We start from the raw sequence: 23731 nt of genomic DNA on the forward strand, positions 1-23731 counted from the left end.
ATCTTCTGTCATTTTTAATCTCCTAAACGTTAGGAGACCATTAAATCGCACTGAAAATGATCAACAAATTGATCCTTTATTTTCACTCATTTTAATTAATAAACATGGTTCAACGCACGATTTTCATCCTTAATTGACAATTAAGTCATTAAATCGCTAGCCCAGGCATGCCGCGGATCTTCATGCGTTTTCCCTGGCGTTTTCCCTGGCCGGTATCACTCATAAGCACGTTACCTGTCATACGTTTCGCCATAGCTTTGCCACACAGATGCTGTTGGCGGGTTACGATATTCGTACCATTCAAACCTTATTGGGCCATACCGACCTCTCCACTACGCAGATTTATACCCATGTGATCGGTCAGCAATTTGCAGGTACGACAAGCCCAATGGATTTGCTTTAACGTCCACGCTACCGCCCTTCGGTTGGCGGCATCCAAAAGACCATGTGCGGGAGATATTTAAGGGACGTAGACTACCAGAGCATGAGAAAGGTGTTTAGACAGAGGCGTCTAAAATGTTGGCAATGTCAGGATTTGCATGATTGCGGGGCAGAAAACGAAAAAAGCCGCTGATTTCTCAGCGGCTTTTCGGTATGTGGCGGAGGGATAGGGATTTGAACCCTAGAAGGGCTATTAACCCTTGCCGGTTTTCAAGACCGGTGCTTTCAACCGCTCAGCCATCCCTCCGGAACGCGGCGTATAATATGGGTTTCCCGTTGGCTTGTAAAGTAAAAAACTAACATTCGCGGTGCGTTTGGTCAGCTTTCAGCCAATAAAAAAGAGGCCAGTGTTAGGCTGGCCTCTTTGGTGTGTTTTTTAAACCGTTTTAGATGTTTTCGACATCAAATTCAACCACAGGGCTGATGTCTGCCTCGTAGTCTACGCCTTCAACACCAAAACCAAACAGTTTTAGGAATTCAGCTTTGTATTCTTTGTAGTCAGTCAGCTCACTGAGGTTATCAGTGGTGATTTGTGGCCACAAGTCACGGCAGTGCTGCTGAATATCGTCACGCAGTTCCCAGTCATCTAAACGCAGACGGTTTTCGCTGTCTACCTCTGGGGCGCTGTTATCGTCTTTATAGAGGCGTTGGGTGAACATGCGATGGATTTGCTCCATGCAACCTTCATGGACGCCCTCTTGACGCATTTTTTTGAATACCATGGCGATATATAGCGGCATAACTGGAATAGCCGAGCTAGCTTGGGTGACCACGCTTTTCAATACGGCGACGTTGGCACTACCGCCTTTTGCCGAGAGCGTATTGTTCAGTGCTTTTGCGGCGCGATCGAGGTCCATTTTCGCTTTACCCAGCGCACCTTCCCAGTAGATAGGCCAAGTGAGCTCGGTACCGATATAGCTGTACGCGACGGTTTTGCAGCCTTCGGCCAATACACCAGCGTCGTTCAGTGCGTTAATCCAAAGCTCCCAGTCTTCACCGCCCATAACGGTGACGGTATCTTGAATTTCTTGCTCGGTAGCCGGCTCGACACTGGCTTCGATGATTTCATCTTTGTTGGTGTCAACGGCGGTTGAGGTATAGGTCTCACCGATTGGTTTGAGTGATGAGCGCACCAGCTCGCCGCTGTCAGGTAGCTTACGCACTGGCGAGGCCAGAGAATAGACAACCATATCGATTTGCCCCAAATCTTGTTTGATCAAATCAATGGTTTTTTGCTTAGCTTCATGCGAGAACGCATCGCCGTTCAGGCTTTTCGAATACAGGCCTTCTTGCTTGGCAAACTTGTCGAATGCGGCAGAGTTGTACCAGCCAGCTGTGCCAGGCTTTTTCTCGGTACCTGGTTTTTCAAAGAACACACCAATGGTTGCCGCACCGCCACCGAAGGCAGCCGCAATGCGTGAGGACAAGCCATAACCGCTGGATGCCCCTACCACCAAGACACGCTTAGGCGCATTGGCAATCGGGCCTTGCGCTTTGGTGTAGTCAATTTGTTCTTTTACATTGGCTTCACAGCCGATCGGATGGGTGGTCGTACAGATAAATCCGCGAATTTTAGGTTTGATGATCATATTCAACGTCCCTCACAAAATTGAGGCTAAGGATAATTACTAACGCCGACCTATGCATCCCCTTTTGCGGAAAAATGACGAAAATATCCAGTGGTTGGAGGTGTTGCAGATTGCCACTTTGCTCCCACGCATTCGAGAAGATGTGTTGGCCCCAGTTAAACGCAATGTTACCGGTTAAGCCAAATTTTGGGCGTGTTGGGGTTGAGCTAGCGTCTGTATCTCGTGGTTGATGGATTTTACTCACAGTGACTTACCTCTTTAGTTCGATACGCTTGATCGATGTTGGCGTCTTGCCATCACGACACTGCAAAGGAACATAATAAGTAAAAAAGAGCAGACTTGCATCATTTATGTGACATTAATCACGCTGGTTGGTGCAGTCATAGTAAGCCGCTGTCTCATAAAAAAGCGCCTGCCGAAGCAAGCGCTTTTTGTCGTCATGGTGCGGTTCTCTTTGCAGTTAAGCCGCTTTGTTTGGGTTCGGCTTTTTAATCGCACCACCTTCTAGCTGGCTAGATGCAAACCATTCCGCTTTAAAATCATCAACTTGAACCGCATATGCACGTAGCGCATCAGCCTCAAGCAGTTTCTCTCGTGCTTGCGCGGTAATGATGTTTTTATCCACGGCCTGCTGTGAGCGATCAGCCAAGCTGGCTTTCCCGTCGATTTGCTTCGCTTTGGCGGCTTTGATCAACGCCTTGTCGGTATCGCGTGATTCCCACATTGCTACAAAGGCACGCTCCATCACGGCAACAGGATCTTCAGGCTTGTCACCCACATAGCAAATGTGTGTCCAGCGATCGCGATCCGCGCTCGGTGTCATCAGCTGCTCTGCAATTTGGTTAAGCAATTTATCCGATGGCATTTTGTAGTGCATGCCCAACGGGAAGAGAAGTACACGTAAGCTGCGACCCACACCGTTACGTGGGAAGTTGTTAAATGCGCCATCAAAGGCTTTCGCACACTGAGCTAAACAGTATTGCAGCGCATAGTGCACCATTGGCAAATCAGCACGCGGACGTCCTTCATCTTCAAAGCGCTTCAGTACTGCAGAAGCCATATAAAGATGACTTAACACATCACCCAAACGGGCTGAGAGCATTTCACGGCGTTTCAGCTCACCGCCGAGGGCCAACATGGCAACATCGGTGGTCACGGCCAATGCTCGGCTCATTCGTGTCAGATGACGGTAGTATTTCGCCGTTTCGCCACTCACTGGCGCGCGATTGGTCAGGGAGCCGGTTAGCGCGTTAACCAAGCCCAACACACTGTTTTTACTCGCGTGACCGATGTGCTTAAACAGCAGCTTATCGAACGCTTGCGCACCAGCTTCTTGGTCAGGGTTCGCCGCCGCTTCCATTTCTTTGAGTACATATGGGTGACAACGGGTCGCCCCTTGGCCAAAGATCATCAGGTTACGGGTCAAAATGTTGGCCCCTTCTACCGTGATCGCGACCGGAATCCCAAAGTAGTGATGGCCAATATAGTTAAGTGGCCCCAATTGGATTGCACGCCCAGCATGGATATCCATGGCATCGTTTAAGATGGTGCGCGCCAGCTCTGTCATGTGGTATTTCGAGATCGCGGTGATAATCGCTGGCTTCTCACCTTTGTCGAGCGCCGTGGTGGTCAACGTGCGGGTCGATTCGAGCAAATAGGTCAATCCGCCCATCCGTCCTAACGCTTCGGCGACCCCTTCAAAACGACCAATATGCATCCCGAACTGTTTACGCACATAGCTGTATGCACCCGTGGTTCGGCTAGCCAAATGGCCCACTGCCGTACCCAACGCCGGTAAGGAGATGCCGCGCCCTGCTGATAAGCATTCCACCAGCATCCGCCAGCCGCGGCCGACATAATCTTTGCCCCCAATCACCCAATCTATAGGGATAAAGACATCTTCGCCCTTGGTAGTACCGTTCATAAACGCCATGTTGAGCGGGTTATGGCGATCGCCAATTTCAACGCCGGGATGATCTGCAGGCACCAGCGCACAGGTGATCCCAAGCTCTTTTTTCTCGCCGAGCATGCCGTCAGGGTCGTCCAGTTTAAATGCCAGACCAACCACAGTGGCCACCGGCGCGAGAGTAATGTAACGCTTGTTCCAGCTTAAGCGAATACCCAGCACTTCTTTGCCCTCGTATTCGCCCATGCACACCACACCACGGTCAGGAATGCTTCCCGCATCCGAACCGGCTTCTGGGCCTGTCAGGCCAAAACAGGGCACTTCACGGCCATCCGCTAAGCGAGGCAACCAATAATCACGCTGTTCTTGGGTGCCATAGTGAGTCAGTAGTTCACCCGGCCCCAAAGAGTTTGGCACCATCACGGTCACTGCGGCACTTAAACTACGAGTGGCAATGCGCGATACAATGGTCGAGTTGGCAAGCGCCGAGAACGCGAGGCCGCCGTATTCTTTGGGGATGATCAGTGAAAAGAAGCGCTCTTTTTTGAGGTATTCCCACACTTCTTCCGGCAGATCTTTTTGCTCTTGAACGATTTTAAAGTCGTCGAGCATCGCCAGCAGCGTTTCCAGCTGGTTGTCGATAAAGGCTTGCTCGTCTGCGGTTAGCGATGGCTTGCCGTACTGGTGTAGGGTTTGCCAATCTGGCGAGCCGGAGAACAACTCGCCGTCCCACCATACGCTACCGGCTTCCATCGCCTCACGCTCGGTCGCTGATAGCGGCGGCAGTACCTTTTTGAAGAAAGAAAACGCTTTATCACTAATCAGTGATCGACGCATTGACGTTTGAGAGCTCATGATTCAGGTCCTTTTGTTGATCATGGTTGCACTCTTTTTGGTGTTATTGTGCGACCAGAACGGGTTTTCACTTGGCACTTAGGGTGCCGCTTACGGGTTGTTACAACAGCGCGATGCACGGCTTAAATCCCATCGCTCTTTGACTGTCCCTTGCGCTTATTTTTCGCCATCAGCCCAAAGGTAATCGTGCGTTACTCTGCGGCAAATGCCACGATGTTATCTTGCGACGCTTGTCTTGGTTTGGCGTTCATCCCTGCAGCTAGATACGGAATAAGTCGGTCAACGATCGCTTCTGAATCTAACGTGCGTCCAAAATCGTTTTCGGCGATGTCGCGCAATGCCTCACTCGACGCCATGGTGAAAATCGCCGCGCCCAAGGTGAAATGTAAGTGCCAGAAAACCGCTTCTGACGTGAGATCTGGATTGGCTTTGCGTACCGCTTGGTTAAACAATGAGAGCACATGCTCATAGCGGGTGGTGATAAACCAACGCAGGTGCCCTTGTACATCGCTGTACCCACGTCCAATCAGCTGCATAAATGTCGCGGCGCCATGTGGGCGATACTTATCAAGAGCAAGCACTGGTTGTTTTGCACAGGCAAACACTTGCTCCATCGTGCAATGGGGCTCACTGAGCAGCGCTTGCAGTTGCTCTCCGAGCGCGGGCATAAACGCCTCGAGATAACGGCTTAATACCGCCCGAACCAGTGATTTTTTATCCCCAAAATGGTAGTTCACCGACGCGAGGTTAACGCCCGCTTTGCCGGTAATCGTTCGAAGTGAGGTTTCCTTAAACCCATGCTCGGCGAAGAGTTGCTCCGCGGCATCCAGAATTTTTGCTTTGGTTTCGCCTCGTCCTGCCATTTTCATTCACCTGTATTAAACGCTTGTTTAACTTTATAACGCAATGTCAGGTTTAACAAGATAGAAACACACCATCATCACATGAGTAACATCACATTCCTGAATATCGAGCGCGGTAGGTTCAACGGTGTTATGAGCAAGACGCGAGGTAGGCACTGTTCCAAGCGACACTCGGTCATGTATTTGGGCGACTTACCGTGGCGAGAGGAGTTACTCGACACCGAGTAGCACAAGGGCAACGAATCGATAGCGTATGGTGGTTGGTAAAAAATAGGACGGTGATTTCTGCCGCCAATCCCCGCTATGACACTGAATGTCGGGGGCAAAAGAGCAACGTCAATATGCAACGAGGAGAAAAAGGCGATTTTTTGTGCAAAATTGGGAACCCTTTCGCATTAATGGCGGTCACACTCTGTGCCACTGCTTTTTCTAGAAGACTTTTCTTCTACGCCCACTCGCTCGTTGCTTGTGGGCTTTTTTATGTGCGTGCACTCAATCAGCGCCGCATCAACATGCTAACTCGCCACGCTAAGTCGGTGACGAGACGAAAGAAATATTGCCATTCACCTCCTCTAATGCACAATTTTTGTGAGAAAAATCACGAATTAATCGCGTATTAATAAATAATTGCCACTTTTTCTCAACCTAAGGAACTTCTTCAATTTCGCCCAGTCCTAATGGGTGCATCGGTAAGAAATGCCTTATCTCCCTCAGCGATTGAGGGCGCATGATTTCTCTTTCTTTCCGACCTGCTGCTGCTTTTTCTACTCACTTTAGAGTTTGTTTGTCTCTACCTTTATTTTTTGCCCACCTTGTGTGGGCTTTTCTTTTTTTAGCGGCACTAACCGCTTTTGAGCTTTGCTTATTTATCTTGGGCTTATTTATCTTGGGCTCACTTATCTTCGCTCACCGTGTTTAATCAGGGCTAACAGCACCATTGGCAATCATTTGGTAGGGCGAGCCATATCGCAACGTCAAGCCAAGGGCCTTTAGCGTTTCTGAAGCATCAATCCATTTACCATCCCCCGCACTGACGGTAAATTGCGGCGGCGTTAGGCCCATTTCCCGTGCGGCCCACGAATAATACGTCGCTTTAGGAGGATGAAGCTCTGCACACAAATGAAAGGTTTGTCCCCATTGTTGCTGATGAACAATTGCGGCAATGGTGCTAATTACATCCGCTCGGTGCACTAAATTGACTGGCTCATTGGCACCCGCCAAGTCGCTCCGCCCTGCCAATGTTTTCGACGGATGACGGTCTCCACCAATCAATCCAGCCAAACGCAGCACCGTCGAGGTATTACCGTAATGAGCACGAAGGTGCGCTTCAATCGCGTGGTGAGCTTGTCCAGATGCAGTCTGTGGTGCAGGCATCGAGTGTTCTGTCACCTGCCCTTTCAAATCACCATACACAGAGGTGGTGCTAATAAAGAGGACATGCTTAACCCCGGCGGCAAACAATGTGTCGATAAATGCGGTCATGGCCGCTTGATAGGCATTGAAGTCTGCATTCCGCCGTCCGGCAGCAATGTTGATTACGACGATATCGCAGCCAAGTAAGGATGGCGCGGAGGTGTAATCGGGTTTCATCACATCAAACGGCACCACGTCGCACCCAAGCGTCTCGCTGAGCGCCCGTGCATCAGCCGCATCACGCTTTGTCCCTACAACATGATGGCCCGCAGCCAGTAACTGTTTGGCCAAAGACGTGCCTAACCAACCACAGCCACAAATACCTATTTTAAAACCCGTCACAGTCACTCCTTTTGTTACGTAATTATTTTTCAATGTAATGGATAACAGCGCCGTTATTTCGCCTATTTTGGTCTATTATTTATTTCACGCTGTAAATATATTCCGTGATCCTGAAAGGAAATAACCAAAAGCGTGAATGGCAACAAAGTTTTCATGCTCGAATGGTCATAATAATGTCATTAGCAGGCGCGAGAAGATAGACTCAATGCCACGAAACGGTAGTCAAAAACCGTGTTGATATAAGTAGTTAACATCGAATTTGGATCGTGGATAACGTCACGATAGTTTTACATTCTGGTCACGAACTTAAGCGGTAACTCGAATGAATACTCTGGAAAAAATACAAAAAAATCTCGAAAACTTCAGCAAATCTGAAAGAAAAGTTGCTGAGGTGATTGTTGCCTCACCACAAACAGCGATCCACTCTAGCATTGCCACACTGGCTAAGATGGCGGATGTGAGTGAGCCAACCGTGAACCGCTTCTGTCGCCGACTCGACACCAAGGGTTTTCCTGATTTTAAATTGCACCTTGCACAAAGCCTCGCGAACGGGACACCTTACGTCAATCGTAACGTAGAAGAAAACGATGGTGCTGACGCTTATACCGCTAAAATTTTTGAATCCACCATGGCCTGCTTGGATGTCGCGAAAAACAGTATCGATACTCACCAAATTAATCGCGCGGTGGATTTACTGACCCAAGCCAAAAAGATCGCCTTTTTTGGCCTCGGTGCTTCGGCGTCGGTTGCACATGACGCACAAAACAAATTTTTCCGCTTTAACATCCCCATTGTTTGCTTCAACGACATCGTAATGCAGCGTATGAGCTGTATTAACTGTAACGATGGGGACGTCGTGGTAGTGATCTCGCACACTGGCCGCACCAAAAGCTTGGTCGATGTGGCAAACTTAGCGCGTGAAAACGGCGCAACGGTTATCGGCATTACCCAGCGTGACTCACCGCTGGATAAAGTGTGTTCACACACCATTCAGCTTGATGTCCCGGAAGATACCGACGTCTATATGCCCATGGCGAGTCGCGTCGTGCAAATGACCGTCATTGATGTGCTAGCGACTGGCTTCACACTTCGCCGCGGTCCCGGGTTTAGAGAAAACTTGAAACGTGTGAAAGACGCGATTCGCGATTCACGCTTTCACAAAGAGTCGTTGACTTAATACGCAGGAGTGCCCACGGCACTCCTTTTTTGTGTCACACGATCGACGCTTTCCCTGCGCTACACTGGATGCAATGTGCTTGGTTGCACGTTGAGCTTCATGATGTTTTTGCTGTTGCACCTCACTATCCAGGTCTATGCGCGGTCTGGGCGTAGCCCAATGAAAACAGGAGTTAAATATGTCTGCAAAACTGAGAAGAACCAAGATAGTTACAACACTCGGCCCTGCCACTGATAAAGATGATGTGTTAAAAGCAGTGATTAAGGCAGGCGCAAACGTGGTTCGCCTCAACTTTTCTCACGGCAGTGCAGAAGATCATATTAAGCGTGCCGAACAGGTACGAGCCATTGCGGCCAAATTAGGTCGTCATGTCGGTATTTTAGGCGACCTACAAGGGCCGAAAATCCGTGTATCGACCTTTAAGGACGGAGCAATCCAACTGGCCGTTGGTGATAAATTCACCCTAGACGGTGACTTATCACCGGGTATGGGTGATCAAGATGCAGTCGGCCTCGACTACAAAGCGCTCCCTCAGGATGTGACCAATGGCGACATCCTGTTGCTTGATGATGGCCGAGTTCAACTCAAAGTGTTGGCGGTAGACGGCGCGAAAGTGCATACCGAAGTGACGGTCGGTGGCAAGCTGTCGAACAACAAGGGCATCAATAAAAAAGGGGGCGGTCTATCGGCGCCGGCATTGACTGAAAAAGATAAACAAGACATTCATACTGCCGCCAAAATTGGCGTGGATTACTTAGCAATTTCATTCCCGCGCAACGGTCAAGATATGAATTACGCGCGTACCTTGGCCCGCGACGCAGGTCTTGAGGCGCGATTGGTCGCCAAAGTTGAGCGTGCTGAAACCGTGGCAAGCGAAGCCAGCATTGATGACATCATCGAAGCATCAGATGTGGTGATGGTGGCTCGTGGCGATTTAGGCGTTGAAATTGGCGACCCTGAATTGGTAGGGGTCCAAAAGCAATTGATTCGCCGCGCCCGTAGCATGAACCGTTTGGTGATCACAGCAACTCAGATGATGGAGTCGATGATTTCGGCGCCAATGCCAACGCGTGCGGAAGTGATGGATGTGGCGAACGCCGTCCTCGACGGAACAGATGCCGTCATGCTTTCTGCGGAAACCGCGGCGGGGCAATACCCCGTAGAAACCGTTCGCTCCATGGCCGAAGTCTGTATGGGGGCGGAAAAAATGCCGTCCGTCAATGTGTCGAATCACCGTCTGGATCGTCAATTTGATAGCCAAGAAGAAACGGTTTCGATGGCGACCATGTATGCGGCGAACCATATGAAAGGGGTGAAAGCCATGGTCTCGTTGACCGAGTCGGGCCGAACCGCCTTGATGATGTCGCGTATTTCGTCAGGTATACCTATCTTCGCGCTCTCACGTCACGAGCACACACTCAACCGTGCCGCGCTGTATCGGGGGGTCACACCGGTGTACTTTGATAGTGATAGCGGAGCCGGCCTGCAAGTCGCCGAGCGCGCGCTGCAAACCCTCAAAGAAGGTGGCTTCTTGGATGAAGGGGATCAGGTCATTATGACCCAAGGTGACCAAATGGAAGTGATCGGCTCAACCAACACGATGCGTGTCCTGACCGTGAAATAATTGAGGCTATCAGCCATGACCAAGGGCGCTGCGGCGCCCTTTTTCGTCACCAACCGTTAGCCAAGAGAGGTCGCGTTTTGCGTGCTCTCAGGACGAGGTGGCTGCCAACGCGGATTAATGTGGGCCATTAAGATATGATCTTCCCAGTGTCCGTTAATCAGCAAATAATCGCGCGCACGCCCTTCGCGCTCAAACCCAACCGCTTCTAACACCTTGGCGCTTTTTTCATTTTTCGGCATATAAGAGGCGCAGACGCGATGCATATTCACGTTATCAAACAGCCATTGGTTGGTGGCTGATAACGCGCGCCGCATAATTCCCTGCCCTTGAGCGAGCTCATCTAATGAGTAACCCACAGTGCATGAGTAAGACGGATACTGCATCATGCTGGTGTAAGAGATCACACCTAGCACCTGCGGTGAAGCTGGCTTCGCGATTAAAAAGTAATAAGCCAGCTGGTGTTTTTGCAACTCCATCAATTGCAATACGCGGCGTTTCCAGCCCTGATCGGTGTAAAAACCATCGGTGCGTGTCGGCTCCCACGGGGTCAAGAAAGTGCGATTACGTTGGAAGTATTGAACAATACGCGTCACGTCTTCGTGACAGATCGCATCAATCCGTAAATCATCGACAATGATACGCGGGAAACGACTTATACTGGGATCAGACATTCTGTGGTTCCGAACGATTATGTTTTTTGACTGCATGACAACACCGCTAGGGCAAATCAGCTTATTAGCGGACGAATACGGACTAAGACAGCTGACCTTGTCGGTGTATCACCCCTTTGAGCCCAGCCGTGAGTGGCAACATGACCCAAGAGCACTCCACCGCTACAAAACGCAGCTGTTCGAGTACCTCTCAGGGCAACGGACTGAATTTTCACTGCCCTTGTGCCCGGAAGGCAGCCCGTTTCAATGTCGTTTGTGGCAGCAAATACAGCAGATCCCCTACGGTGATACCTGCACCTACCGAGAATTAGCCGCTGCACTGGGCGAGCCACATATGCTCAGTGCTGTATCGATGGCCTGCAACATGAATCCGATTCCCATCATCATCCCTTGCCATCGTGTCCTTAACGAGCACCACCAAGTGGGTGATTACCGTTATGGCGCTGAGCTCAAGCACGCCTTATTGGCACTTGAGCAAGGCGAGCACCTAGAGGGGCCCGCTTAGTGCGCGTCGAGTTGACTACTTTTTGCCAATCCCGTAGTCACGCAGCTTATTCGCAATCGCGGTATGCGACACGTCCAAGCGTTTGGCGAGTTTTCGGGTCGACGGATAACTCCGATAGAGATTATTTAAGATCCCTGATTCATATCGCTTCATGATTTCATCCAGCGAACCATCCAGTGACTCTTCACTGATGAATTGGGTATTTTCTATCTCTGGTAACTGAACGTCGTCGATCGTCATCACTTCTGCGTCAATTTGAGTCATGGCATGAAGCAAAATATTGCGGAGCTGACGAATATTACCCGGCCACGCATAGTGGGTTAGGTAATCAGCCAGTGCGCTATCAATTCGTGGCTTAGATTGGCCTAAATCGGCGGCGAACTGTTTGATAAATAGTTCAGCCAAAGGCATGACGTCCGCGGTACGCTCGCGCAAAGGAGGCACGGTCAACGACAAGACATTAAGCCGATAGAACAAGTCTTCACGGAATTGCTGCGCCGCGACCAGTTCAGGCAGATTCTTTTGTGTCGAGCAAATCACGCGGACATCAACGTGCATTTCACGCTCTTCGCCAACGCGACGGAAGGTGCCATCTTGCATAAAACGCAATAGTTTTACTTGCAGATGACGGCTCATTTCGCCCACTTCATACAAGAAAACCGTCCCGCCATCAGCTTGCTCAAGGATCCCTTTTTTGGCTGTGCCGCCATTTTCCGCCGCCGCCATACCAAATAATTCAGTTTCGGCGGCGTTATCTGGCATAGACACACAGTTGACCAATAAGAACGGCTTATCCGCACGCAGCGAATGGCGATGACAAGCCCGAGCGATCATCTCCTTGCCGGTACCCGTTTCACCTTGGATTAATAATGGCGCGTCGAGCATGGCAAGCTTTTTCGCTTGACTAATCAGCTGTTTAAACTTGTTAGATTGGCCTACCAAATGCTCAAAACCGTGATCGCTAGGGGTACGGAACACGGTTTGTGGCGTATTGTTCATTGCCACTTGCTTGAGCTGGACAACGGCGCTGACCAGCACGGGCTGATCACTCTCATCGTTAATGTGAACCGGCATCACTTCCATCAGAAAGTCGAGCCCGGCCATCACGACCATACGGCAACTTTGGCTTGCTTCTTCTTTTTCTAACCAGTGGGAAAATTGAAAGTCAGGGAACACACTGTTGGCGTGCTCGCCCACTAATTGATGCTCGCTTGAGCTAATCAAATCCAGTGCCGCTTTATTGGCCATATCGATATAACCATCGAGGTTAATCGAGAACACAGGATCAGTCAGACTTTCGAGCAGAGCGCGCAGTTCACGGTGCTCGCGTTCGGCAGGCAGAAACTGGATTTTACGCACATCGGTCACGCCTGAAATCAAACGGATTTCAGACATTAGTTGGCTAAAGGCTTCGAATTCAATTTCAGGGCAATTGAGGTAGATAATGCCGACTTGATCGATCTCGATACCACGCAGGTCGATTTCACGTCGTACCAAGATATCGAGTAGTTCGCGCGTTAGCCCGATTCTGTCTTCACAACAGACTTTCAGTCTCATAATGGATTCCTGTAACTTGACAGTGATACCCAATACCGGCTCGTCACATCGTTGGATGAGTGGGTTAAAAAAACGGCACTCATCAGTCAGTTAGGTAAGAGGTCAAACAGTTTATCTGTCGGAGCCGAATTAGCTGTCAGGATAAGTTGACACTGAAGCGGAGTTTGAGCGGGTTGGCGGAAACAGTCAAGCCCTGATGCGATTTTTGCCACCTGATATCACGTTTGTAGCACACTGTCCGTTTGGGTAAATTTTTGATTATAAAGTTGAATTACCTAACAGATCTGAGAGTCTGTCGCGCCCTTGGCGTCGCGACGAGTTCGCGGCCAAGGGCGACCCATTACGACGCTGAGCGTTCAGCTTTACCCAAAAGCCGTTTAACTAACTCGCGACGAAGTTGTGACAAACTCGGAGCGGGCTGGCCATGCCAAGGCAGCGGACGCATTAAGGTCATGGTTTTAAGACCCAAGCGGGCCGTCAGCAGCCCAATCCCCAAGCCTTGCGCCACACGTCCGGAGACGCGACCGGCCATGTTCACCGACAGGACATCAAATCCCACATCGGTCATCGCCTCACTGGCGCCTGCCAAGGCCATATTGGTTAGCACCATTTTTAGCAAGGTGAAGCGTGCTTTGACACCCAATTGAATACCGTAAATCTGCGCAATCCGAGTCATTAGGTGCAAGTTACGCCAGGCCACCAGCAACATATCGGCAATCGCAAGTGGGCTGACCGCAACCATAAGTGCCGCTTCTTGCGCGTATTTGGTCACTAATAACCGCGCGGCTTTATCTTGGTCGGTTAACACATTTTGCTCATACAGTGCCAACACTTCGCCATCGTTATGCGTGGCCGAGATTTGGCTTTGCCAGTGGGCAAACCCTGCAGTATGGGTTTGCTGTGTGCGCTCAGCCAGCGTCCGACAAAAGGTCTCTCCCTGCCCAACCGACTCAGAAGCCAGTAATTGCTCGGCATGTTGGCGGGTTTGCTCGCGCTGCACTAACTTACGCATGGCTCGCCATTCACGACCCAGCACCGCAAGCCCAGTCGCGGCCACCGCCACCAACAAGCTTTGCCACGCTAAACTCAGCCAATCTTGCGACTGCCACGATTGGTACACACTCACACCGGACTGCACAACCGCCAAGAGTACGCCGAGTAACACCAAAAAAGGCCACACACGGCGACGCCTACGCGTAGGGGTCAGCGTCGTTTCCAGGTCCGATTCGAGTGTCGACGTGGCTTCAGGCAAAAAGTCAGCCTGTGCATCAAATTCAGCACGGTGTTTCACATCATGAAAAGCACTCGCCTCATCATTATCGCCATGATGAGTGAACGTCTGCTTGGGTTTATATTGCGTCATCTCACCCTCTCTTATCGAAATTTATCGCCGAGCAAATAGTCGAGCGCTTTGTCCATGCGGATGTGTGGCAACGGCGAATCTAATGGCACATGAGGTGGCCTAAATGATGGAAAATCAAAGCCTTGATGTTGCCAAAAATCCGCATCGGGGAGTTGGTTTGGTACATCGCCCGGGTACAGTGTCACCCCCGAGCCGTCGTCTAATTCGCCTTTCAGTGCAGCGTGTTGGGTGCCTTTGACATCAACGAAACCGGGCGTCGTTGCCGCCACGGATGCGACACTTTGGCAGCGCATCTCTATGCCTTCGAAAGCCGCTTGTTGCCATGCTTGGTGGACAATTTGTTGCAGTAAGCTGACCATATTCGGATGTTGTTCGGGCGTAACGTGATCGGCTTTGGTTGCCGCAAACAAGACTTTATCGATCCGCGGGGAGAACAGCCGTTTGAGCAACCCAGATTTACCATATTTAAAGCTCTGCATTAATTGCTCAACCGCCAAACGCATATCGTGAAAGGCATCCGGCCCCACATTGAGCGGCTGCAACGTATCGACCAAGATCACTTGGCGATCGATCTTAGCAAAATGCTCGCGGTAGAACTGAGCGACTACGTGCTCACAATAATAGTCGTAGCGTGCCTTCAGTAAGCCATAGTTAGTGTGCTTGTCCGCTTTGGCTTTGATATCGTCAGTTAATGCACCCACCCAAGGGAAGAACTGCACGACCGGCGCGCCGGCTAATTCACCGGGTAACACGAACCGTCCCGGCTGAACCCAATGTAAGCCTCCATGCGCTTTGCAAGCATGCAAAAACTCAGTAAAGCTTGCCGCGACCTCTGCCAATTGTTTTTCATCTGCCGGCGCAAGCGGGTCCAATTGAGCCCCTTTCGCTTGCCACACCTTGGCAAGTTCCGCGCGTTTCCCCGTTAACATGCTGGTCTGCTTTTGCGACCACTGGGGGTAACTTTGGCTCAGCAAGGGTAAGTCCAACAACCATTCGCCCGGATAATCGACAATATCGACATACAAGGTAGCCATGTCATTCAACGCGCGCATGGCGGCAGATTGAGGGCGATAGCGCACGGCCACTCTCACTTCACTCACATCTCGCGTTGGCGAGGGCCACGTCGGCGGTGTCATTTGCAGGGCATGCATGGCGTTTTCATAATCAAACGCGGGAAGATGCATGTGAGGGTGAGGCTCACGACGTGCGCCCAGCGCGCGCCCTTGCTGCACCAGTTGCAGTAACGGCAAGTTTGGCTGGGTGCCTAAATGGGTCAGCTGATTAATGAGTGAGGTAATAAACGCGGTTTTACCCGCGCGAGATAAACCGGTAACGGCGAGACGCACATGACGGTCAGCCCCGCGGCTTACCCACTGCTTTACGCGCCTTTTCACTGATGGCATCGGTTAGATTGACTCCTTTATGACCACGCTGTCCCGAGAGGAATCCGATGGGACAGCGTGAATAGGTTCTGTGTAGCTGTTAAGTCATAAACGCTTTACAGCTTTTTAAAGGCTTGGTCGACATTGAATGCCGAGGAGGTGACATAAGCTTCCATCTGGCCAACTTTTGCTTCCATCTCGCTAAACTCGCGATCGAGATCCGCAATCAGTTGGCTCGCCGGCTTTCCCGATTGCCACGCCTTTTGTTTCACTTGGTGTTCAGGCTGCGGTGTCGCATCGGGTTGTTCATCAGGCTGGGTCGGCTTTTTATCGAGGATCAACATCGCAGCGATATACGCGACAATCACAAAAAAGCCAAAACCAATTAGAAACGCAGAAACCGTCAAGATACGCACCAACCAGGTTTCCATGCCAAAGTAATTGGCAATACCAGCGCACACACCACCAATGCGTCCATTTTCCGGGTCACGATACAGGGTTTGACTCATGCGCGTTGCCTCCATTGGGGTGCTTCAGCATCGAGCAAACGCTCGAGGTTATCCACACGGGTTTGCAGCTTTTCAGCACGCTGCGCCAGTGATTGCAGCGTTTCATAATCTTGTCCACTCAAGCCTTGCCCAATTTGACGCTTACTACGATAGTGCAGCATCAGCCACAACGGGGCGACAAATAGCAAGAAAATCGCCAGTGGTATGCCTAAAAAGAATGATGACATGTTCGCTCCTATCGTGGTTGTTATTGCTTATCGTTCATTTTGGCTTTTAATGCCGCCAATTCTTTTTCAATTTCATCTTGAGCTTGCAGATCGGCAAACTCATCCTCGAGTCGCTTGCCTTTGCCCATTTGATAGCTGTCTGCTTCCGCTTCTAGTTCGTCAATACGACGCTCATATTGTTCAAACTTTGCCATTGCCTCATCAGCACGGCCGCTTCCTAAGTGGCGACGCACGTCACGGCGATTTCCGGCGGTTTCACGTCGAATAGCCAGTGACTGCTGACGCGCGCGGGTATCCGTCAGTTTGGTCTCAAGGGCAGCGATTTCACCGCTCAGCTTATCGACACTTTCTTCGATCAAGCTTAACTCTTCTTCCAGCGCGACTTTGATATCATGCGCTTTTTGTTTTTCGATTAATGCTGCTCGTGCCAAATCTTCCCGATCTTTTTGCAGCGCCAAGGAGGCTTTATCTTGCCATTCTTGGAGCTGGCGATTGACGTTTTCAATCTTACGCGCCACTTCTTTTTTATCCGCCAGCGCTTTCGCGGACGATGTGCGTACTTCGACCAGCGTGTCTTCCATCTCTTGAATAATAAGACGGATCATTTTTTGTGGATCCTCAGCCTTATCTAACAGCGAATTCACGTTAGCATTTACGATGTCGGCGAAACGAGAAAAAATACCCATCATAGACTCCTTAATGATGCACCAAAGCAGTAGATTACCTGCTCATTGTGCCTGATTCGTCTGAGCACCATCGCTCAGCCATAGTGTGCTAGCCAATGTATAATCAACTAACGTGCCAACTTTTTAATATTTATATTTCAAAGACTTAAAATTTATTGCATCCTGCCATCAAACGCGCCATGATGAATAAAACCACTATTTGGTAAAAATCGCCATGCGTGAACAAGACAATTTAATCGGAGAATCCGATCGCTTTTTAGCCGTGTTGGACCACGTCTCGCGGCTCGCGCCATTAAATCGTCCCGTGCTGATCCTTGGCGAGCGCGGTACCGGCAAGGAGCTGATTGCCCAACGCTTGCACTACTTATCACATCGCTGGTCTCAGCCCCTCGTCAGTTTAAATTGCGCCGCATTAAGTGAAGGTCTGATCGATTCTGAGCTGTTTGGTCACGAAGCGGGAGCCTTCACGAGCGCCAAAGGGCGTCATGCGGGTCGCTTTGAGCGTGCCGAAGGTGGCACCTTATTTTTAGATGAAGTCGGCACCGCCCCCTTGGGCGTGCAAGAAAAGCTCCTTCGCGTGATTGAGTATGGCGAATATGAGCGTGTGGGAGGATCTCAGCCCAAGCAGGCGGACGTGCGCTTGATTTGTGCGACCAATGAAGACCTTCCTGCGATGGCAACGCGTGGGGACTTCCGGCCTGATCTGTTAGACCGCCTTGCGTTTGACGTTGTCCATCTGCCGCCACTGCGTGAGCGGCGACAAGATATCTTATTACTCGCCGAGCATTTCGCTCTAAAAATGGCGGTCGAGTTAGGCTATAGCTACTTCGCCGGTTTTTCTGCCCAAGCCCAAGCACAGCTACTTACCCACCCTTGGCCTGGCAATGTACGCGAGCTTAAAAACAGTGTGGAACGCGCCTTGTATCGTCACAATGATCCCGATACGCCGGTTGAATCACTGTGTCTGGACCCGTTCACACCACCTTGGCGAGCCGAGATGATCTCGCCACGTCAAACCAATGCGGCGGCCGACAACCAAGTCGGGACGCTCCCTGCGTTACCGGTAGATTTGCGGGAGTGGCAAACCGAGATGGAAAAGGCCATGCTGATGGCGGCGATGACACAGGCCAAATATCATCAAAGAAAAGCCGCGCAGTTACTCGGCCTCAGCTACCATCAACTCAGGGGGCTGTTACGGAAACACAATGTGGGCAACGACGAACAATGATGTAAGCCAATACGTACATCACTGGGAAAATGATACGCGACATTGCCCTTACTTTGCTTGGTGGTAAGGCCGTTTCGGTGGTAGATTACGGGGTTTACTTTGATAGCTGATTTCACTTGGTTTATGCGCGTTTTCATCCAATTTTTGATCCTTGGGGTCAGCGGCTTGATCCTCGCAGGCTGTGATGCCTCCACGGACCAACGTGCGGCCGACAATCGTGGCTTTGTTTTTTGTGGCCCGGGCCAGCCCACCACGTTTAACCCTCAATTGACCGACGGCGGCCTCACGGCCGATACCTTATCGAGCCAACTTTACGATCGCCTTTTGCGTCTAAACCCTAAGACGTATCAGCCCGAACCCATGTTGGCGAAAAGCTGGGAAGTCAGCGAGGATGGTAAAACCTACACGTTCTCTCTGCGACGGGGCGTTGCGTTTCATCGCAGTGTGCAGTTTACGCCGTCACGCTACCTCAATGCTGATGATGTGGTCTTTTCGTTTCGCCGTCTCATCGACAACAATCACCCTTACCATCCTGTCTCCGGTGGCCAGTACCCTTGGTTTGATAGCATGGACTTCTCGGGGTTATTGAAAGACGTAAAAGCTTTGGACACTTATCGCGTTCAATTTACGCTCTCACGCCCTGATGTGTCTTTTTTATCCACTTTGGCAACCAACTTCTCGGTGATCCTCTCGAAAGAGTATGCGGATCAACTTCTTACTGCTGGCACCCCAGAAAAGATAGATACCTATCCGGTCGGTACTGGCCCATTTGCACTGGCAGAGTTTCAGCCACGCGAATTTATTCGCTTGCGTCGCCATTGGCAGTATTGGCAGGGCCCAGCACCCATGGAGCAGGTGGTATTTGACGTCTCAACGCGTGGCACAGGCACCTTAGCAAAAATGCTGACTGGTGAGTGCGATGTGCTCGCCTCGCCGGTTGCTAGTCAATTGCCTGTGGTCGTCGATGACAAGCGTTTTCATTTGTCATCTCAAACCGGCATGAACGTCGCCTTTATCTCCTTGAATACCCGCCATCCGGCCTTGTCTGAAGTGGAAGTCCGTCAAGCGATTAATCTAGCCATTGATCGCAATGCCCTACTCAGCTCGGTGTATTACGGCACTGGCGCACCGGCCACCAGTTTGCTGCCGCCCATGTCGTGGGCTTACGATCCCAACAGCCAAACCGAATACAACCCGAAATTGGCCGCCGCACTCCTTGCTAAAGCGGGCTATCGCCAAGGTTTTAGCATTGATTTGACCGTGCCAATGAAACCCACCGCTTTTAACCCGAGCCCACGAAAAACGGCGGAACTGATTCAAGCCGATTTAGGGGCGATTGGTATTCGCGTCAATATTATTCCGGAGAAAACAGTCAACCGTGTGGCTATTCGCGAAGGCGATGATGCGCATGACATGGTGCTGACCGGCTGGGTGGCAGACAATGGCGATCCGGACACCTTTTTGCGTCCACTACTGACATGCAATGCAAAGTTTACTGGCTGGAATATGTCAAACTGGTGCAACCGCTACTTTGATCAAAAACTCAATGAAGCGATTGCGACGGAAGATACCGAGGCGCGCAAGGCCTTGTATATCGAAGCACAAACCATTCTAAATCGTCGTATGCCCGTCGTACCTTTAGCGCATGGCATTCAACATCAAGTGCGTGACGCAAGCCTAAAAGGCTTAACCATGACGCCATTTGGCGCCGACAGCTTTGCTGACGTATCTCGGGGGCGCTAATGCTGATTTATACCTTACGACGCCTCAATCTGTTCCTAATCACCTTGGTGATCCTCACCTTGGTTGGCTACAACATTATGCTGTTGGCGCCTGACTCAGTATGGCATGGCTTTGATTACTGGATTGGCTGGTTATATTACCTACGCCAATTAGTGGAGGGGCATTTAGGCATGGCCGCTAACGGCGAGCCGGTAATGGTCACCCTTGCGCATGTCGCCCCAGCTACCTTGGAGCTATGCCTTGCCGCATTGGTGATAAGCTTTGTGGTTGGCGTGCCGCTCGGCACCTTAGCGGGCCTGCGCAGTCAAGGGCCAACAGATAAGCTGATCTCCTCGCTTGCTGTGGTGGTTTTCTCAATTCCCACCTTCTGGCTGGCTATTTTGTTTATCATGCTGTTTTCGCTCGACTTACAGTGGTTTCCTGTGTCTGGGCGCTATAATCTTTTATATGAGATCCCTCATATTACCGGCTTTGCGTTGGTGGATTTATGGCTGTCGGATTTACCGCTTCAAGGCAAAGTCGCCACTGATATCATGCGTCATCTCGCCTTGCCAACGCTGACACTGGCGGTGGTGCCCACCACGGAAATCATCAAAATGGTGCGCAACTCGATGGCGCATGTGATGAGCCAAAATTACATCAAAGCCGCTGCGACTAAGGGCCTGTCTAAAACCGAGATCGTGTTGCGTCATGGCATGAAAAACGCCATTCCACCCATTATTCCTAATTTTGGTTTATTGGTATCAACCATGGTCACCTTCGTGATCATTGTGGAGTCGGTATTTAACTGGCCGGGAATTGGTCGTTGGCTATTAGATGCCCTGATCGCAAAAGACTACGCGTCTGTTCAAGCTGGCGTTCTGGTGATTGGTGGCTTTGTGTTACTGATAAATATCATTTCAGATGTTGTGGGTGCGTTTATGAACCCTCTGGTAAGGAAGGAATGGTATGCCCTCAAATAATGTCTATGTCGAGCAGCATATTCCCACCCAGCTCGAGCGATCGTGGGCGGCATTTCGTCGTAACAAGCTGGCCGTGATTGGTTTTTGGTGCCTTGTCGGCTTGATCTTGGTGACGATATTCGCTCCCTTATTAGCGCCTTGGAGCCCACAGCATCAAACCGGTCACCTGTTGATGGCGCCGTCTTGGGTGCAGTCGGGTCAAATTGAATACTTCTTGGGCACAGACGATCTGACCCGCGATATGCTCTCTCGCCTGATCGCCGGCTCACGTTTAACCTTTGGCTATGCGCTGATGGTGGCGATTGGCGCGGGTATTGTCGGTGTGGTCATTGGGGTGCTAGCCGGCATGACGAAGGGGCTAAAGTCGAGCTTTTTGAACCATATTCTCGACAGCATCCTCTCGATTCCTTCGCTGTTGCTTGCCATCATTGTGGTCGCTTTTTTAGGGGTGGGAGAAATGCAGGTGCTACTTGCAGTCTGGCTCTCTCTGATCCCTCGTATTATTCGTGCGGTGTATACCGCCGTACACAATGAGATAGAGAAAGACTACATCATTGCCGCGCGCCTTGATGGTGCCAACGACTTTTATCTGCTCTATCACTCCATTTTCCCGAATATGGCGGTGGTGCTGAGCACTGAAATGACCCGAGCAATTTCCGTCGCCATTCTTGATATTGCAGCATTAGGCTTTTTGGGCCTCGGCGCCCAGCCACCCGCACCGGAATGGGGCGCGATGCTGGGTGATTCGGTCGAACTCATTTTTACCGCGCCTTGGACAGTCACACTCCCGGGAATGGCCATTGCGTTTAGCGTTTTGGTTGTTAACCTTGTTGGTGAAGGGGTCAGCCAAGCTATCAACGCAGGAACAGAATAATGCCGTTATTAGATATTCGTCACCTGACCATTGAAATCGACACCCCGCAAGGGATGGTGAAAGCGGTTGACCGAATGAGCCTAACCATCAATGACGGAGAGATCCGTGGCTTAGTGGGAGAATCTGGCTCAGGAAAAAGTTTGGTCGCCAAAGCCATTTGTGGGGTCACCAAAGATAGCTGGCATGTGAGCGCCGACCGGTTACGATTAGGTAATATCGATTTACTTGAGCTTCCAGCACGAGAACGTCGTCATGTGGTCGGTAAAGACATTGCGATGATCTTTCAAGAGCCCTCGACCTGTTTAGACCCCTCTGAGGTCGTCGGGCATCAGCTGGAAGAGGCCATTCCGCCTGCCTCGTTTTCAGGTAGCTGGTGGCAACGTTTAAACTGGCGCAAACAGCACTCGATTGCCTTATTGCACAAAGTGGGCATCAAAGATCATAAACGGGTGATGGACAGCTATCCATATGAGCTCACCGATGGGGAATGCCAGAAAGTGATGATTGCGATGGCGATTGCCAACCGCCCTCGCCTGTTGATCGCTGATGAGCCAACTAACGACCTCGATCCTATCACGCAATCGCAGATTTTCCGGTTACTCAGTCGTACCAATCAGCTTTCTAACACCACCATTTTGCTGATCAGTCACGACTTAACCTTAGTAACACAGTGGGCGGATCGTATTACCGTGATGTATTGCGGCCAATCGGTTGAATCAGGCAACCGTGAGCAAATACTTACCACGCCGCATCATCCCTACACGGATGCTTTGCTACGTGCGATGCCCGATTTCAGCCAAGATATTCCCCATAAAAGTAAATTGGAAACATTACCGGGCTCGATTCCTCCGTTACAGCACTTACCGATTGGTTGTCGCTTGGGACCTCGGTGCCCTTATGCGCAACGTAAATGTGTTGAAGTGCCGCATACACAGAAAATCAAAAACCATAAGTTTGCCTGCCACTTCCCATTAAATATGGAGAATAAAAATGACCGCTCTTCTTGAAGTCGACGGGTTAAGCAAAGATTATTACCACCGCACTGGCTGGCTAAGAAAACGCATCACCCATGCAGTGAAGCCCGTTTCTTTCCAGCTAGAAGTCGGCGAAACCATCGCTTTTGTGGGGGAAAATGGCTCGGGAAAATCGACCCTAGCACGTATGATTGCAGGCGTGATCGAACCGACATCGGGGCAGATTCGGGTCAATGGTGAAGAGCTGACGTTCAAAGATTACCAAACCCGCTGCAAGCTCATTCGCATGATCTTTCAAGATCCCAATACCTCGCTCAATCCAAGAAACCAGATCGGACAAATTCTTGAAGGACCGCTGAGACGAAATACCAATATGACGCCGCAAGAGCGTGGCAAGCGCGTTAAAGAAACCCTGCTGCGAGTGGGTTTGTTACCCGAGCATGCCTACTTTTACCCGCAAATGCTCGCAACGGGGCAAAAGCAGCGCGTGTCGCTGGCACGTGCGTTAATCTTGCAACCGAGTGTGATTGTGGCCGATGAAGCCTTGAACGGGTTAGATATGTCAATGCGCTCACAGATCATCAACTTGCTACTCGAGCTCCAAGAAGAGATGGGACTGTCGTATGTTTACGTGTCTCAACATATGGGCGTGATTAAGCATGTCACCGACAAGGTGATGGTGATGCAAAAAGGGGAAGTGGTCGAGTCAGGTAGCACAGAGTCCTTGTTCGCCAATCCTCAGCATACATTGACCCAGCGTCTGATCGATAGTCACTTTACTGCGCCCATCCTCGATAGACGCTCGCGTAAATCTGCGTCGACGCGTACCTAGCTTTATCG

Annotated in this window: 20 protein-coding genes, 1 tRNA gene and 1 pseudogene; 10 read left to right on the forward strand and 12 right to left on the reverse strand. The window is 50.7% G+C overall.

Annotation, left to right across the window (positions count from 1 at the left end; translation table 11 throughout):
- Positions 1 to 163: 163 nt before the first annotated feature.
- A pseudogene (locus BZJ18_RS02050) lies at positions 164 to 403 on the forward strand (tyrosine-type recombinase/integrase); the annotation flags it as partial.
- Between the two features lie 194 nt (positions 404 to 597).
- Here the strand turns inward: BZJ18_RS02050 and BZJ18_RS02055 are convergent.
- The 5 genes from BZJ18_RS02055 to BZJ18_RS02075 form a co-directional block, all read right to left on the reverse strand.
- Positions 598 to 688: transfer RNA gene (locus BZJ18_RS02055), tRNA-Ser, on the reverse strand.
- Between the two features lie 139 nt (positions 689 to 827).
- Positions 828 to 2030 carry an enoyl-ACP reductase FabV gene (fabV, locus tag BZJ18_RS02060; protein WP_077455154.1) on the reverse strand — a complete coding sequence of 401 codons (1203 nt, stop codon included), beginning with the start codon at positions 2028 to 2030 and terminating at the stop codon, positions 828 to 830.
- Between the two features lie 460 nt (positions 2031 to 2490).
- Positions 2491 to 4791 (reverse strand): acyl-CoA dehydrogenase, encoded by a 2301-nt coding sequence (locus BZJ18_RS02065; RefSeq protein WP_077455155.1) that lies wholly within the window; start codon positions 4789 to 4791, stop codon positions 2491 to 2493.
- Between the two features lie 191 nt (positions 4792 to 4982).
- On the reverse strand, positions 4983 to 5654 hold the full coding sequence (locus BZJ18_RS02070) for a TetR/AcrR family transcriptional regulator (protein WP_077455156.1): 672 nt from the start codon (positions 5652 to 5654) through the stop codon (positions 4983 to 4985).
- Between the two features lie 915 nt (positions 5655 to 6569).
- Entirely contained in the window at positions 6570 to 7409 is an 840-nt protein-coding gene (locus BZJ18_RS02075) for an SDR family oxidoreductase (protein WP_158011241.1), read from the reverse strand.
- 322 nt (positions 7410 to 7731) lie between these two features.
- Here BZJ18_RS02075 and BZJ18_RS02080 point away from each other — a divergent pair, with 322 nt between their 5' ends.
- Together BZJ18_RS02080 and pyk are read left to right on the forward strand one after the other, a co-directional pair.
- Positions 7732 to 8586 (forward strand): MurR/RpiR family transcriptional regulator, encoded by an 855-nt coding sequence (locus tag BZJ18_RS02080; RefSeq protein WP_069588909.1) that lies wholly within the window; start codon positions 7732 to 7734, stop codon positions 8584 to 8586.
- A gap of 178 nt (positions 8587 to 8764) precedes the next feature.
- Positions 8765 to 10210 (forward strand): pyruvate kinase, encoded by a 1446-nt coding sequence (pyk, locus tag BZJ18_RS02085; protein WP_077455158.1) that lies wholly within the window; start codon positions 8765 to 8767, stop codon positions 10208 to 10210.
- 56 nt (positions 10211 to 10266) lie between these two features.
- Here pyk and BZJ18_RS02090 read toward each other — a convergent pair whose 3' ends face one another.
- The gene (locus tag BZJ18_RS02090) at positions 10267 to 10881 is read right to left on the reverse strand and encodes a GNAT family N-acetyltransferase (protein ID WP_077455159.1); all 615 of its coding nucleotides are present in this window, start codon (positions 10879 to 10881) and stop codon (positions 10267 to 10269) included.
- A 34-nt stretch (positions 10882 to 10915) separates the two neighbouring features.
- Here BZJ18_RS02090 and BZJ18_RS02095 point away from each other — a divergent pair, with 34 nt between their 5' ends.
- Complete coding sequence (locus BZJ18_RS02095; RefSeq protein ID WP_241824897.1) at positions 10916 to 11386, forward strand: methylated-DNA--[protein]-cysteine S-methyltransferase; 471 nt, start codon at positions 10916 to 10918, stop codon at positions 11384 to 11386.
- Positions 11387 to 11401: 15 nt separating this feature from the next.
- Here the strand turns inward: BZJ18_RS02095 and tyrR are convergent, their stop codons facing one another.
- The 6 genes from tyrR to pspA form a co-directional block, all read right to left on the reverse strand.
- The gene (gene tyrR, locus BZJ18_RS02100) at positions 11402 to 12943 is read right to left on the reverse strand and encodes a transcriptional regulator TyrR (protein ID WP_077455161.1); all 1542 of its coding nucleotides are present in this window, start codon (positions 12941 to 12943) and stop codon (positions 11402 to 11404) included.
- Between the two features lie 340 nt (positions 12944 to 13283).
- Positions 13284 to 14306, reverse strand: coding sequence for a YcjF family protein (locus BZJ18_RS02105; protein WP_069588899.1), 1023 nt, complete (start codon positions 14304 to 14306; stop codon positions 13284 to 13286).
- Positions 14307 to 14317: 11 nt separating this feature from the next.
- A complete protein-coding gene (locus BZJ18_RS02110; protein WP_077455162.1) occupies positions 14318 to 15709 on the reverse strand; it encodes a YcjX family protein in 1392 nt (463 codons plus the stop codon).
- A gap of 95 nt (positions 15710 to 15804) precedes the next feature.
- The gene (gene pspC, locus BZJ18_RS02115; protein ID WP_069588895.1) at positions 15805 to 16197 is read right to left on the reverse strand and encodes an envelope stress response membrane protein PspC; all 393 of its coding nucleotides are present in this window, start codon (positions 16195 to 16197) and stop codon (positions 15805 to 15807) included.
- A complete protein-coding gene (gene pspB / locus BZJ18_RS02120) occupies positions 16194 to 16424 on the reverse strand; it encodes an envelope stress response membrane protein PspB (protein WP_069588893.1) in 231 nt (76 codons plus the stop codon). Before pspB ends, pspC begins: the two co-directional genes overlap by 4 nt.
- A gap of 20 nt (positions 16425 to 16444) precedes the next feature.
- Positions 16445 to 17110 (reverse strand): phage shock protein PspA, encoded by a 666-nt coding sequence (pspA, locus tag BZJ18_RS02125; RefSeq protein WP_069588891.1) that lies wholly within the window; start codon positions 17108 to 17110, stop codon positions 16445 to 16447.
- 214 nt (positions 17111 to 17324) lie between these two features.
- Here pspA and pspF point away from each other — a divergent pair, with 214 nt between their 5' ends.
- From pspF to BZJ18_RS02155, 6 genes are all read left to right on the forward strand, one after another.
- On the forward strand, positions 17325 to 18338 hold the full coding sequence (pspF, locus tag BZJ18_RS02130; protein ID WP_077455163.1) for a phage shock protein operon transcriptional activator: 1014 nt from the start codon (positions 17325 to 17327) through the stop codon (positions 18336 to 18338).
- A 123-nt stretch (positions 18339 to 18461) separates the two neighbouring features.
- Positions 18462 to 20081, forward strand: coding sequence for an ABC transporter substrate-binding protein SapA (gene sapA, locus BZJ18_RS02135; protein ID WP_077455164.1), 1620 nt, complete (start codon positions 18462 to 18464; stop codon positions 20079 to 20081).
- Positions 20081 to 21043 carry an ABC transporter permease gene (locus tag BZJ18_RS02140; protein WP_069588888.1) on the forward strand — a complete coding sequence of 321 codons (963 nt, stop codon included), beginning with the start codon at positions 20081 to 20083 and terminating at the stop codon, positions 21041 to 21043. The genes sapA and BZJ18_RS02140 overlap by 1 nt, the downstream gene beginning before the upstream one ends.
- The gene (gene sapC / locus BZJ18_RS02145) at positions 21030 to 21917 is read left to right on the forward strand and encodes a putrescine export ABC transporter permease SapC (protein WP_077455165.1); all 888 of its coding nucleotides are present in this window, start codon (positions 21030 to 21032) and stop codon (positions 21915 to 21917) included. The genes BZJ18_RS02140 and sapC overlap by 14 nt, the downstream gene beginning before the upstream one ends.
- Positions 21917 to 22924, forward strand: a complete 1008-nt coding sequence (locus BZJ18_RS02150) for a peptide ABC transporter ATP-binding protein (protein ID WP_069588884.1) — start codon at positions 21917 to 21919, stop codon at positions 22922 to 22924. Before sapC ends, BZJ18_RS02150 begins: the two co-directional genes overlap by 1 nt.
- A complete protein-coding gene (locus BZJ18_RS02155; RefSeq protein WP_077455166.1) occupies positions 22908 to 23723 on the forward strand; it encodes a peptide ABC transporter ATP-binding protein in 816 nt (271 codons plus the stop codon). Before BZJ18_RS02150 ends, BZJ18_RS02155 begins: the two co-directional genes overlap by 17 nt.
- Positions 23724 to 23731 lie beyond the last annotated feature (8 nt).

Source organism: Salinivibrio sp. IB872, from assembly GCF_001995345.1.
Lineage (GTDB): Bacteria > Pseudomonadota > Gammaproteobacteria > Enterobacterales > Vibrionaceae > Salinivibrio > Salinivibrio proteolyticus.